Origin of the sequence: Rhizobium skierniewicense (genome assembly GCF_014196515.1) — a bacterium.
GTDB classification, from domain to species: Bacteria; Pseudomonadota; Alphaproteobacteria; order Rhizobiales; family Rhizobiaceae; genus Agrobacterium; species Agrobacterium skierniewicense.
This window is the reverse complement of sequence record NZ_JACIDV010000006.1, coordinates 78,232-92,035: the sequence shown is the minus strand read 5'-3', so window position 1 is coordinate 92,035 and position 13,804 is coordinate 78,232. Positions and strand designations below refer to the sequence as shown.

Below are 13,804 nucleotides of genomic sequence, written 5' to 3'. Positions count from 1 at the left end.
ATCTGGCGGCGGGCAGGGGTCGGAAACGGCAGCCTGCCCGAAGCCGCAAGAAGAACGGTTGGTGCTTTCGCATCGAAAACCAAAGCGGCAGACCGGCGACGGTCATCAACGGGATTGAGGAGGCGGACGAATACGTCCGCGAAAACACCATGGCAAGGCAAGAAGCCAACGAGCAGTTTCAGATCACGTCGTTTCTAGACGGCGCGAATGCAGCCTATATCGAGCAGCTCTACGCCCGGTACGAGGAGGATCCGTCTTCCGTATCTCCCGAATGGCAGAGCTTCTTCAAGGGGCTTTCCGACAATCTCGATGACGTGAAAGCAGCGGCCAAGGGTGCTTCCTGGAAGCGCTCCAACTGGCCGATCGCTGCCAACGGCGATCTGATTTCAGCGCTGGACGGCAATTGGGCCACCGTCGAAAAAGCCATCGAAAAGAAGGTTCAGGCCAAGGCCGAAGCCAAGGGTGCCGAGACCGGCAAGACCGTCAGCGAGGCAGAGGTTCTTCGTGCGACGCGCGACAGCGTGCGCGCCATCATGATGATCCGCGCCTACCGGATGCGTGGTCATCTGCATGCCAAGCTCGACCCTCTCGGTATCGCGAGCGCCGTCGAGGACTATGATGAATTGTCGCCGAAGTCCTATGGCTTCGAGGAAAGCGATTATGATCGCAAGATTTTCATCGATAATGTGCTGGGTCTCGAATACGCCTCCGTCCGCGAGATGATCGAGATTCTTGAGCGCACCTATTGCTCGACGCTTGGTGTTGAGTTCATGCACATGTCGAGCCCCGAAGAAAAGGGCTGGATCCAGGAACGCATCGAAGGCCCGGACAAGGGCGTCGCGTTCACCGCCGAAGGCAAGAGGGCGATCCTCTCCAAGTTGATCGAAGGCGAAGGCTACGAACAGTTCCTCGACGTTCGTTTCAAGGGCACCAAGCGATTCGGTCTGGATGGTAGCGAATCGCTCATTCCGGCGCTGGAACAGATCATCAAGCGTGGCGGACAGGAAGGCCTAGAAGAAGTCGTTCTCGGCATGGCACACCGTGGCCGTCTGAACGTTCTGACCAATGTTATGGGCAAGCCGCATCGCGCCGTTTTCCACGAGTTCAAGGGCGGTTCGTTCAAGCCTGACGACGTCGAAGGTTCTGGCGACGTGAAGTATCACCTTGGTGCATCCTCGGACCGCGAGTTCGATGGCAACAAGGTTCACCTGTCGTTGACAGCCAATCCGTCGCACCTTGAAATCGTCAACCCTGTCGTCATGGGCAAGGCCCGCGCCAAGCAGGACCAGCTTGCCAAGGCTTGGGACGGCGATACCATTCCCTTGTCCGAACGCGCCAAGGTTCTGCCATTGCTGTTGCACGGCGATGCGGCCTTTGCGGGTCAGGGCGTGGTTGCGGAAATCCTCGGCCTTTCCGGTCTGCGCGGCCATCGCGTTGCCGGGACCATGCATGTCATCATCAACAACCAGATCGGATTTACGACGAACCCCGGCTTCTCGCGGTCTTCGCCGTATCCGTCAGACGTTGCCAAGATGATCGAAGCGCCGATTTTCCACGTCAATGGTGACGATCCCGAAGCTGTGGTTTACGCAGCCAAGGTCGCGACCGAATACCGCATGAAGTTCCATAAGCCTGTCGTCATCGACATGTTCTGCTACCGGCGCTTCGGCCATAACGAGGGCGATGAGCCTTCGTTCACGCAGCCGAAGATGTACAAGGTCATCCGTGCGCACAAGACCGTCGCCAACATCTATGCCGAGCGTCTGATCTCCGAAGGTCTTCTGACCGAAGGCGAGTTCGAAAAGATGAAGGCCGATTGGCGCGCACATTTGGAGCAGGAATTCGAAGCTGGCCAGAGCTACAAGCCCAACAAGGCTGACTGGCTGGACGGTCAGTGGTCCGGCCTGCGTGCCGCCGACAATGCCGATGAGCAGCGTCGTGGCAAAACCGGCGCGCCAATGAAGCAGCTCAAGGAAATCGGCCGCAAGCTGTCGACCATCCCGGAGGGCTTCAAGGCACACAAGACCATTCAGCGTTTTATGGAAAACCGCGCCCAGATGATCGAGACCGGTGAAGGTCTGGATTGGGCGATGGCGGAAGCCATGGCGTTCGGCTCGCTGGTCGTCGACGGGCACAAGATCCGTTTGTCAGGTCAGGATTGCGAGCGCGGAACGTTTTCGCAGCGTCATTCCGTCCTCTACGATCAGGAGAGCGAAGAGCGTTACATTCCGCTGGCGAACCTTGCGCCGACGCAAGCTCGCTACGAAGTCATCAACTCGATGCTTTCGGAAGAGGCGGTACTTGGTTTCGAATACGGTTACTCGCTGGCGCGCCCGAATGCGCTGACACTCTGGGAAGCCCAGTTCGGTGACTTCGCCAATGGTGCGCAGGTGGTCTTCGACCAGTTCATCTCCTCCGGTGAGCGCAAGTGGCTTCGCATGTCCGGTCTCGTCTGCCTCCTGCCGCACGGCTATGAAGGTCAGGGTCCCGAACACTCGTCTGCCCGTCTGGAACGCTGGTTGCAGATGTGCGCCGAAGACAACATGCAGGTCGCGAATGTCACGACGCCATCGAACTACTTCCATATTCTGCGCCGCCAGGTAAAGCGAGACTTCCGCAAGCCGCTCATTCTGATGACGCCGAAGTCCCTGCTTCGCCACAAGCGCGCGACGTCGTCGCTGACGGAACTCGCCGGTGAATCTTCGTTCCACCGTCTGTTGTGGGACGACGCAGAGGTCATCAAGGACGGTCCGATCAAGCTCCAGAAGGATGCAAAGATCCGTCGCGTCGTGCTTTGCACTGGCAAGGTCTACTACGATCTTCTCGAAGAGCGCGAAAAGCGTGGTATCGACGATATCTATCTGCTGCGTATCGAACAGCTCTATCCTTTCCCGGCCAAGGCGCTCATCAACGAGCTGTCTCGTTTCCGCAACGCCGAAATGGTCTGGTGCCAGGAAGAGCCGAAGAACATGGGTGCGTGGTCGTTCATCGATCCTTACCTGGAATGGGTTCTGGCGCATATCGATGCCAAGTACCAGAAGGTCCGCTACACGGGTCGTCCGGCCGCTGCATCGCCCGCAACGGGCCTGATGTCCAAGCACCTCGCCCAGCTCGCAGCATTCCTGGAAGACGCGCTGGGAGAGTGATCACTCTCCCACACGCACCCTCGCAAATCAGATATTTGATGAAACGGAACTAGATCATGGCCACTGAAATCCGCGTACCAACCCTCGGCGAGTCCGTCAGCGAAGCAACTGTCGGAACATGGTTCAAAAAGGTTGGCGACTTCGTCAAGGCTGACGAACCGCTGGTCGAGCTGGAAACCGACAAGGTGACAGTCGAAGTGCCTTCGCCAAAGTCGGGCGTGTTGACTGAGATCGTTGCGCAGAATGGTGAAACGGTTGGTCTGGATGCCCTTCTCGGCCAGATCGCAGAAGGCGAAGCTGGTGCTGCTCCGTCCGCACCGGCTGCAAAGGCTCCCGAGCCTGCGGCTGCCCCTGCTTCACCCGCAGCTGTTTCGGCGCCTGCGCCAAGCACAATGCCGCCTGCCCCGGCTGCTGGTAAGCTTCTCGCTGAAAACAATCTGTCTGCCGATCAGGTCGATGGTTCTGGCAAGCGTGGACAGGTTCTAAAGGGTGATGTTCTGGCTGCTGTTGCCAAGGGTACGTCGGCACCTGCCGCTGCCCCGGCAGCCGTTTCCGCACCACGCCCGGTTTCCGCAGAAGGCGACGCCGTTCGCGAAGAGCGCGTGAAGATGACGCGCCTGCGCCAGACCATCGCACGCCGCCTCAAGGATGCGCAGAACACTGCCGCCATGCTGACCACTTACAATGAAGTGGACATGAAGGCGGTCATGGACCTTCGCACCAAATACAAGGACGTGTTTGAGAAGAAGCATGGCGTCAAGCTTGGCTTCATGGGCTTCTTCACCAAGGCCATCACCCATGCCTTGAAGGAACTGCCTGCCGTTAACGCAGAAATCGACGGCACGGACATCATCTACAAAAACTATTGTCACGTCGGCATGGCTGTCGGCACTGACAAGGGTCTCGTTGTTCCGGTCATCCGTGATGCCGACAAGATGTCCATTGCCGAAGTCGAGAAGGAGCTGGCACGTCTTGCCAAGGCTGCGCGTGATGGTTCGCTTTCCATGGCAGACATGCAGGGCGGCACCTTCACCATTACCAATGGTGGCGTCTACGGCTCGCTGATGTCTTCGCCGATCCTGAATGCTCCGCAGTCCGGTATTCTCGGCATGCACAAGATCCAAGAGCGTCCCGTTGCCATCGGCGGTCAGGTCGTCATCCGTCCGATGATGTATCTGGCGCTCTCCTACGATCACCGCATCGTTGACGGCAAGGAAGCGGTGACCTTCCTCGTACGCGTCAAGGAAAGCCTCGAAGATCCAGAACGCCTGGTTCTCGATCTCTGATCGAGCCTGCTTTTTCCATCAGCGGGGTTTCAACCGAAATCCCGCTGAAATTGCCCCAGGAGCATTCTGTGCAACCCACCTTCCTCGCCGCCTCACCGTTTCTGCCTCTGGTCGGACTGAGTGTCATCCTGCTGATTGCTCACACCATGCTGCAGGCGATGACGGCGACGAAGGAGTTCGGCCGGGACTGGAATGCAAGCCCTCGCGATGACGGCAGAAAAGTGCAAGGCAAACTTGCTGGTAGAGCCGAACGTGCAGCCGCAAATTTCCGCGAAACCTATCCTGCTTTTATCGCTCTCGCATTCGGTGTCATCATGGCTGGAGACCCGATTGGTCTTGCGCTGATCGGCGCCTGGCTGTGGGTCGTCTGCCGGATCATTTATATTCCGCTTTATCTTGCCGGTATCCCCTATGTCCGCTCGCTGGTTTGGGTCGGCTCGATGATCGGGCTCACGCTCATGCTCTTTGTGTTGCTGTTTTAACGGGAGAGAGACCGATGCACCAGTATCTCATCGAACTCGCATCTCTGATGGCGATTTTTGCCTTCGCGATCGTTTCGCCCGGCGCTGACCTTGCCATGGTCATGCGTCAGGCCATGACGCATGGACGCCGTGAAGCGATCATCACGAGCTTTGGCGTAGGCACGTCCTTGATGTTCCATGTGACCTATACGATCCTAGGCTTGGGACTAATCATTTCGCAGTCCATCTATCTCTTCAACATCGTAAAATGGCTCGGCGTCGCCTATTTGATTTATATCGGTGTCAAAGCCTTGCGGGCTGGTAAGATGGAAATGCCGGAGGTGGGTGGCGCTGAGATCATTCAGAAGAAGCGGCAGTCGGGCTTTAAAGCCTTCACACTCGGTTTTGCGGCGAACGCACTCAACCCGAAACCGGTCTTTTTCTTCCTCTCAATTTTCTCGACGGTTGTGCATGCGCACACGCCGGTTCCGATCAAATTCGGTTACGGTTTCGTCATGGCGAGCTGCCTCATCCTCTGGTTCGTCGGCGTCAGCATGTTCATGACGACGCCGCGTATGCGCGCAGCCTTTGCCCGCGCGAGCCAATGGATCGATCGTACCAGCGGCGTGGTTTTCATCGCGCTCGGTATCAAACTTGCAACGGAAAAGTCGGCCTGAGTTTTCAGGTCAAACGAAAGTAGGGTGGACCACCGTGCCGCCTCCAATCTATCAGGAACGAACACATGGCTTATGATGTAGTTGTTATCGGTACCGGCCCCGGCGGATATGTTTGCGCAGTCAAGGCTGCCCAGCTTGGACTGAAGGTCGCCGTCATCGAAAAGCGCGCGACCTATGGCGGTACGTGCCTCAATGTCGGCTGCATTCCATCCAAGGCGCTGCTGCACGCATCGGAAGTTTTCGCACATGTTGCCCATGGTGTGGATAGCCTCGGTATTGAGGTTGCTGCGCCAACGCTCAATCTCGAGAAGATGATGGGTCACAAGGACGGCGTGGTGAAGGCCAATGTCGACGGCGTCGCCTTCCTGTTCAAGAAAAACAAGATCGACACGTTCCAGGGTCTCGGCAAGATCGCTGGTGCCGGCAGGGTTTCGGTGACGAATGACGCAGGCGAAGTTCAGGAAATCGAAGCCAAGAATATCGTCATCGCAACCGGCTCGGATATTGCCGGTATTCCGGGCGTTCAGGTCGATATCGATGAGCAGGTCATCGTGTCCTCCACGGGCGGTATTGCCTTGTCCAAGGTTCCTGAAAAGATGATCGTCGTGGGTGGCGGTGTCATCGGGCTTGAGCTCGGCTCGGTCTGGTCACGTCTCGGCGCCAAGGTCACGGTGGTTGAATATCTCGATAACATTCTCGCTGGTATGGACGGCGAATTGTCCAAGCAGGCGCAGCGCCTATTTGCCAAGCAGGGCATCGACTTCAAACTTGGTGCGAAGGTGACTGCCGTCGAAAAGTCTGGCGAAGGCGCCAAGGTGGTGTTCGAGCCCGTCAAGGGCGGCGCGGCTGAAACGCTTGATGCCGACGTCGTGCTGATTTCGACAGGCCGAAAGCCTTTCACAGAAGGTCTTGGTCTGGCGGAAGCCGGTGTGGTTCTCGACAGCCGTGGCCGTGTCGAAATAGACGGCCATTACAAGACCAACGTCGAGGGCATCTATGCTATCGGTGATGTGGTCAAGGGTCCGATGCTGGCGCACAAGGCCGAAGACGAAGGTGTGGCGCTTGCAGAAATTCTCGCCGGACAGCGCGGTCATGTGAATTACGACGTCATTCCAGGTGTTGTCTACACACAGCCGGAAGTCGCTTCCGTCGGCAAGACTGAAGAGGAGTTGAAGGCCGCTGGTATCGCCTACAAGGTTGGCAAGTTTCCCTTTACTGCCAATGGTCGCGCCCGCGCCATGCAGGTGACCGACGGTTTCGTCAAAATTCTGGCCGACAAGGAAACGGACCGTGTTCTCGGGGGCCATATTCTTGGCTTCGGTGCTGGCGAGTTGATCCAGGAAATCTCCGTGCTGATGGAATTTGGTGGTTCTTCCGAAGATCTCGGACGCACCTGCCACGCACATCCGACCATGTCGGAAGCGGTGAAGGAAGCGGCGCTCGCCACCTTCTTCAAGCCAATTCACATGTAAGCGTTCGAGCTCAACGAAAAGGCCGCCGTCCTTTCTGGACTGCGGCCTTTTTTGTGTCTGGGTCGGCGCCTGCTGTCAGGTGCGGATGGCGTGAAGATACTGGAAGTGCCTGTCATATTGCAAAAGCACGTCCTGAATGAGCTCTTCTTTCGTGAAGCCCATCAGGTCGTAGTCCTGCCCGCCATCCGACAGGAAGACTTCAGCACGATAATAGTACTCGGCCTTCTTGCGGCTGGATTGGCTTTCGAAGAAGCTGTAGCCAGGCGTTTCATAACGGCGCATTCGAATGCCGTAGATGAACTCCTCGGCTTCTCCCGGCGTCACGATCAGCTTCACTCTGTCGGCCTCGCTCTCCATTTTCGAGACGAGCGCGCGTTTCTCAAGCTCAAGTGCTACGGCTTCCAGAGCTGGGGTTGCTGTTTCCTTCAAGAAGCGCTCTGTCTCCGCCTTGTCGGGATGGTTGAGAATACCTTGAAGCTGTCGTTGCCAGCTTGCCGATTGGCGTGGCCGCAGGCTCTGCACCAACGCATTCTGGCGCAGGCCTTCTTTTTGCAGCCCCTTCCAAAGGCCCCAGCACATCAACAACATGACGAAGGTGAAAGGAAGTGCCCCGGCGATGGAGGCGGTTTGAAGTGCGTCCAGACCACCTGTCGATAGAAGGATCGCGCCGATGATACCGGAGACGATAGCCCAGAAGACGCGTCTTGCCGTCGGTCCATCCTCGCGTCCGCCGGATGTGAGCGTATCGATGACGAGGGCTGAGGAATCCGCACCGGTGACAAAGAAGAACACGATCAACGCCATGGCAAACCATGAGACGTAAACGCCGAACGGAAACTGCTCGAGGAAGACGAAAAGAGCCAGCGTCACGTCATTTGCGACCGCGTCAGACACGGCGGTCGTGGCTCCGGTCAAATGCATGGAAAGCGCCGTATCCCCAAACACCGTCATCCAAGCAAAACTGAAGCCGGTGGGAACCAGCAGGACACCTGCGATGAATTCTCGGATTGTGCGTCCGCGTGAAATACGGGCAATGAACATGCCCACAAAAGGCGACCAGGCGATCCACCAGCCCCAGTAAAACAGGGTCCAGTCACCCAGCCAGTCGCTCGGCCCCTTATCGGGCGCGTATGCATACATGTAGAAGGTGCGCAGTACGAATTGGTCGAGATAGGTACCGAGATTTTGTACGAAAGCGCGCAACAGGAACGTCGTTGGCCCCATGACGAAGACGAACAGCATCAGGGCGACTGCCATCAGCATGTTCATGTTGGACAGAAACTTGATGCCCTTGTCGAGGCCGGTTGCGACGGAGACGGTTGCCATGCCGGTAATGACGACAATCAATGGCAATTGAATCCAGAAACTGATCGGCCAGCCCAGAACGTGGTTGAAACCTGCATTGACTTGGAGAACGCCGAGGCCAAGAGATGTGGCGACACCGAACAGTGTTCCGATCACCGCGAATACGTCGACGGCATTGCCGATCGGTCCGTAGATACGGTCGCCGATCAGCGGATAAAGCGCTGAGCGCATGGTCAGCGGCAGGCCGTGGCGGAACGAGAAGTAGGCGAGCGACAGACCGATCACGGCGTAGACCGCCCATGCATGCAAGCCCCAATGGAAATAGCTGATTTCCATGGCGGTACGGGCTGCTTCCACTGTGGCGGGATCGCCAGTTGGCGGTGCGGTGAAATGTTTCACCGGCTCCGCTACGCCAAAGAAGACGAGGCCGATGCCCATGCCAGCCGCAAACAGCATGGAAAACCATGCGCCATAGCTGTAATCCGGCTCGGAATGATTGGGGCCGAGCTTGATTTTACCATGACTGGAGAAACCCAGATAAAGCATGAAGATCAGAAATATGGCGACGGATAGAAGGTAGATCCAGCCAAGTTCCGTAACGATCCAGGACTGCACCGAACTGAAGACGGCAGCGGATCCTTCCGGTGTGATCACCCCGGCAATGACGAATGCCAGAGTCAGCGCAGCAGACCAAATGAAAACCGGCTTGTTGACGCCCTCTGTCAATCCTACGCGTCTTTGGACAGGTGGTTGCTCCTCAGCCATATCTGTTCCCCTCGTAAAATAGGTGTCTCCGACAACGCGTGACGCTGCACCAATGGGGAATGAATTGCGCGCGAGAAAGTTGCATACCGCATAGATATTTAGTTTTAGAATTTCCTAATTTTACAAGGGGTTAGGCTATGCGTGCGGGTTAGTTGATGGCGGTCAGTGTGAAGCCCTTGGTGCGCAACAGTTCGATAACGCCTTCCTTGCCGGTTAAGTGCAGGGCACCGACGGCCATGAAGACGTTGCCTTTTTCCAGATGCTGTGCCGCACCATCAGCCATGACGTGGTTGCGATCAGTGATGATGCGTTGCTCGAAGGCGTCGTATCCATCCTGCCGTTCACCCAGATTGGCGTCGATGCTTTTCATCATCGGCATGATCATGCCGACCTCGCCCTTCAGGTAAAGGTCGATCATGGTCGCCATGACGTCTTCCATACGGTCGCCCAGTTGCAGCATGTCGATCAGGGACTGAACGTGGAAGGACATGGGCAAATCGGACAGTGCCTTCATCTGTTCCAGAACGGTTTCCAGACCTACCAGTTGCTTGCCATCAGCCAAAGCATCATTGGCAAGCTTCATGTCCAGAAAGCTGGCGCCGCGCGCCTTGCGGGCAAATTCGCATGCGGGCAGTGCAACGAAGCTCGACAATATCCACGGTTTCATTTTCAGTACGGCGTTGAGCGGAATACCGCGTTCTTTCAGACCGGTTTCGAGTTTCACGATTTGCTCTTTCGACAGCATGTCGGTGATGGATTTCTCATCAGTGAACATCGTCAATTCCGGCTCTGCAAGCAGCTTCACGGTTGCCTGCTGCTGACTGGTGATTTCATCCGATTCAACGATGACGGTTGCCGCTTTGTCGAAGGCTGCCTTCGCGCCATCCGGCATGGCCAGAACGCGCGGGTCGGAAATATGCATGGTGCCGAGCAACCAGGAAGGTTCTGAGCCAGCTCTTTCGATTTTCCAGAACGTGCCCTTGCCATTTGGAACCATCTTGGCCTCGGCAACGATCGCGTCGTAGCGCGTGGTGTCGTTCTCTTGCATATCGACAAGGATGTCTTTGCCTGCACACGCAGTGGCTGGCTCGGCGGCCTGCACTTCGGAAAGCGAGAACAATGTCAGTACGAGAACAGCTAAGGCAATGAGATGCACGGACGCAAACAGCCATAACAACGCATCGCCGATGCGGCCCATCAGGAGGGATGTCATGTTTTGCGGTCTGGAAAGAACAATCATCGAATCACCCCCGTTTCATGCCATCGCTTATAAGAGCGGGGTTTTGCATGGACGGTTAACGTTCGTGGTTAATAAATCGTTACGGCTTGGTTCTTTTTAATCATCGCTCGAAAGCATAGGTTGTCACGCGCGTGGATGGGCGTTGTCGTAGATTTCCAGCAGTCGTGCTGTATCGACCCCTGTGTAGATTTGTGTTGTCGAGAGGCTGGCATGTCCCAGCAATTCCTGAATGGTGCGAAGGTCACCGCCACCTGCCAACAGGTGCGTGGCGAAGGAGTGGCGGAGTGCGTGGGGTGTGGCATTCTCCGGCAGGCCGAATGCGCCCCTTAATTTCTGCATCTCCCGCTGGACGATGGCTGGCTGGAGTTTGCCGCCGCGTGCACCGAGAAACAGAGGTTCATCTGGTGCCAGATGATAGGGGCAAAGCTTGCGGTAGGCGTCGACGGCTTCGAGAACCACTGGAAGGAGCGGGACGATCCGCATCTTGTTGCCTTTGCCGGTGACCCGCAGGCTGCGGGTTCCCGCAGTCAAATCGGACGCCGTCAGATCGAGGGCTTCGGATATCCGCAGACCGCAGCCGTAAAGCAGCGCGAGGACTGCGGAATTGCGTGCGGCAATCCACGGCTCGTCGGACAGTTGGCCATCCGCGGTGGTGATTTTCAACGCCTGGCGATCCGTCAACGGCTTGGGCAGCGATTTGGGTTGTTTCGGTGAACGCATCGCGGTGGCACCTGCGGCATTGACCAACCCTTTTTTCTCCAGATGACGGAGAAAAGAGCGAAGACCGGCAAGATGGCGACCAAGCGAACGGGCGCCATCGCCCTGCTTGCGACGGGCGGCGAGAAAGGCTCTCAGATCGACGGGACGCAGATTGCTGACATCCTTGATGCGTGTCGGATGGCCGAGGTAACCCGTCATGAACATGAGATATTGTCTGGTATCGCGCTCATAGGCTTCCAGCGTGTTGTCAGCCAGCCGCCGCTCGCCTTCAAGCGAGGATAGCCAGAGTTGACGCTCCTTCAAAAGCTCCTGATCGGCAAAAATAAGAATGTCATCCAAGGCGATTATCCTGTTGTTTCCGGGTGATCCTAAAACATGTGCCATCTGTATTTGGTTAAAATGCAGATGACATTGCGGGCTGCTGTCCGCTAAAGGTTCCCTTTCCCGTTTCCAGAGGGCATTGTCGCCAGCGTCATGGCAAAAGATTCGACCGATCTGTTCGGGGCGTTGTTTGATCAGCGCAAGCCCGCTTCGTCCGACCCTGTTTCGGCCGTACCCGTTCTGGTGCCCTTGCCGGCGCCGGGGCCATATAGCTATGCGGTTCCGGCAGATATGGTGGTCGAGCCGGGTTCGGTGGTGCAGGTGCCCCTGGGCCCGCGACAGGTCATTGGCGTGGTCTGGGATAAAAGCGACGGTACGACCGTCGATCCAAAGAAACTTCGTCCGATTACGAAAACATTCGATTGCCCGTCGATGCGCGAGGAAATGCGCCGCTTCATCGATTGGGTTGCGGCCTACACGCTGTCACCGCCCGGCCTGGTGGCGCGTATGGCATTGCGGGCGCCAGCAGCGTTCGATCCCGAACCGATGATCGAAGGTTTGCGGCTGACGGATGCGCGGCCGGAACGATTGACGCCAGCGCGTGAGCGGGTGCTGGAACTTGCCGCAGAGGGGCAGGCCTGGACCAAAAGCGGCCTTGCCAACGCGGCCGGTGTGTCTGCTAGCGTCATCGACGGTCTTGCCAAGCAGGGCATTTTCGAAACCATATTCCTGCCAGCGCCCTCCGTCGTGGCAGAGCCGGACCCGGATTATACCGAGGCCCGTCTCGAAGGCCCGCAAAAGCAGGCAGCCTCTGAAATTCTGGAGGATGTCAAAAATGGTGGATTTGCCGTTTCGTTGATCGACGGCGTGACGGGCTCCGGCAAGACCGAGGTCTATTTCGAGGCGGTGGCCGAGACGCTGCGACAGGGCAAACAGGTTTTGATCCTGCTGCCGGAAATCGCGCTGACAGCCTCGTTTCTTGAGCGCTTTCAAGACCGCTTCGGCGCCAAGCCTGCCGAGTGGCATTCCGATCTTTCGCCGCGCATGCGTGAGAAGGTTTGGCGGCAGACTGTGACGGGCGAGGTGCGGGTGGTCGCCGGAGCACGTTCAGCGCTCTTCCTGCCCTTCGACAATCTTGGTCTCATCATCGTCGATGAGGAGCATGACCCGGCCTACAAGCAGGAAGATCGCGTCTACTATAATGCGCGTGACATGGCGGTGGTGCGGGCGCGGATCGCCGACTTTCCGGTGGTACTCGTGTCTGCGACACCATCTGTCGAAAGTCAGGTCAACGGCACCTCCGGTCGTTACAACACCATTCATCTGCACACGCGCTTTGGCAACGCAGCCATGCCGGACCTGCATCTGGTCGACATGCGTCGTCATCCCCCGGAAAGAGGTGGATTCCTGTCGCCGGTGCTGTTGCGGGGCATCGCCAAAACCATGGAGAAGGGTGAGCAATCGCTGCTGTTTCTGAACAGGCGTGGTTATGCACCGCTGACGCTTTGCAGAGTCTGCGGGCATCGTTTCCAGTGCCCGCAATGTTCGAGCTGGCTTGTCGAACATCGGTTCCGCAGCCAATTGCAGTGTCACCAGTGCGGCCATAATCAACCGACGCCGGATCATTGCCCCGAATGCGGCACCTTCGATCACCTGGCCGCTTGCGGCCCCGGTGTGGAGCGCATTGCCGAGGAGGTGGAGAAACACTTCCCCGAGGCGCGCACCATCGTGCTGTCTTCAGACCTGATGGGCGTCAAGCGGTTGCGGCTGGAGCTGGAGGCCATCGTCAAAGGCGAGGCGGACATCGTCATCGGCACCCAACTGGTGGCCAAGGGGCATAACTTCCCGCTCATGACGCTCGTTGGCATCGTGGATGCGGATATCGGTCTTGCCAATGGCGACCCCCGCGCAGCGGAGCGCACGTTCCAGCTTTTGTCACAGGTGACGGGCCGCGCCGGTCGTACAGGCCTCAAAAGTCATGGCTTGTTGCAGACCTACCAACCGCAGCACCCGGTCATGCAGGCCATCGTCTCCGGCGACGCTGCAGCCTTTTACGAGCGGGAAGTGATCGAGCGGGAAAAAGCCCTGCTGCCACCCTTCGGACGGCTGGCGTCCATCATCATCTCTGCCGATACGCGTGGCGAGGCAGAAACGCATGCCCGGGGTTTGCGGGCGTCAGCGCCTCCAGCGTCCGGCATCATGCTGCTGGGCCCCGCAGAAGCGCCGTTGGCCCTGATCCGTGGGCGTTACCGGTTCCGCCTGCTCGTGCATGGAAAACGAAATTCGGACATGCAATCCTTCATGCGTGCGATGTTGGGCAGCGGTCCCAAGGAGCGCGGTTCGATCCATGTACAGGTCGATATCGATCCACAAAGTTTTCTCTGACCTTCTTTCGATGATCCCGCGACCAT

Annotated in this window: 9 protein-coding genes; 6 read left to right on the top strand and 3 right to left on the bottom strand. The window is 57.5% G+C overall.

From position 1 onward, the window contains the following. Window positions 1–149: 149 nt before the first annotated feature. The 5 genes from GGQ73_RS11090 (at window position 150) to lpdA (ending at window position 7,042) form a co-directional block, all read left to right on the top strand. Entirely contained in the window at window positions 150–3,146 is a 2,997-nt protein-coding gene (locus tag GGQ73_RS11090) for a 2-oxoglutarate dehydrogenase E1 component (protein ID WP_183896266.1), read from the top strand. Between the two features lie 56 nt (window positions 3,147–3,202). Beyond that, window positions 3,203–4,432, top strand: a complete 1,230-nt coding sequence (gene odhB, locus GGQ73_RS11085) for a 2-oxoglutarate dehydrogenase complex dihydrolipoyllysine-residue succinyltransferase (RefSeq protein ID WP_183896264.1) — start codon at window positions 3,203–3,205, stop codon at window positions 4,430–4,432. Between the two features lie 68 nt (window positions 4,433–4,500). Further along, on the top strand, window positions 4,501–4,914 hold the full coding sequence (locus tag GGQ73_RS11080) for an MAPEG family protein (protein ID WP_174154237.1): 414 nt from the start codon (window positions 4,501–4,503) through the stop codon (window positions 4,912–4,914). A 14-nt stretch (window positions 4,915–4,928) separates the two neighbouring features. Continuing rightward, complete coding sequence (locus GGQ73_RS11075; RefSeq protein ID WP_183896262.1) at window positions 4,929–5,570, top strand: LysE family translocator; 642 nt, start codon at window positions 4,929–4,931, stop codon at window positions 5,568–5,570. A 65-nt stretch (window positions 5,571–5,635) separates the two neighbouring features. Next, a complete protein-coding gene (lpdA, locus tag GGQ73_RS11070; RefSeq protein WP_183896260.1) occupies window positions 5,636–7,042 on the top strand; it encodes a dihydrolipoyl dehydrogenase in 1,407 nt (468 codons plus the stop codon). Window positions 7,043–7,117: 75 nt separating this feature from the next. Here lpdA and GGQ73_RS11065 read toward each other — a convergent pair whose 3' ends face one another. From GGQ73_RS11065 to GGQ73_RS11055, 3 genes are all read right to left on the bottom strand, one after another. After that, complete coding sequence (locus GGQ73_RS11065; RefSeq protein ID WP_183896259.1) at window positions 7,118–9,112, bottom strand: BCCT family transporter; 1,995 nt, start codon at window positions 9,110–9,112, stop codon at window positions 7,118–7,120. A gap of 148 nt (window positions 9,113–9,260) precedes the next feature. After that, window positions 9,261–10,352 (bottom strand): TraB/GumN family protein, encoded by a 1,092-nt coding sequence (locus GGQ73_RS11060; protein WP_183896257.1) that lies wholly within the window; start codon window positions 10,350–10,352, stop codon window positions 9,261–9,263. A gap of 123 nt (window positions 10,353–10,475) precedes the next feature. Beyond that, entirely contained in the window at window positions 10,476–11,456 is a 981-nt protein-coding gene (locus GGQ73_RS11055) for a tyrosine recombinase XerC (protein ID WP_412762972.1), read from the bottom strand. Window positions 11,457–11,546: 90 nt separating this feature from the next. Between GGQ73_RS11055 and GGQ73_RS11050 the strand changes: the two genes are divergently transcribed. Further along, window positions 11,547–13,778 carry a primosomal protein N' gene (locus GGQ73_RS11050; protein ID WP_183896253.1) on the top strand — a complete coding sequence of 744 codons (2,232 nt, stop codon included), beginning with the start codon at window positions 11,547–11,549 and terminating at the stop codon, window positions 13,776–13,778. Window positions 13,779–13,804: the final 26 nt, after the last annotated feature.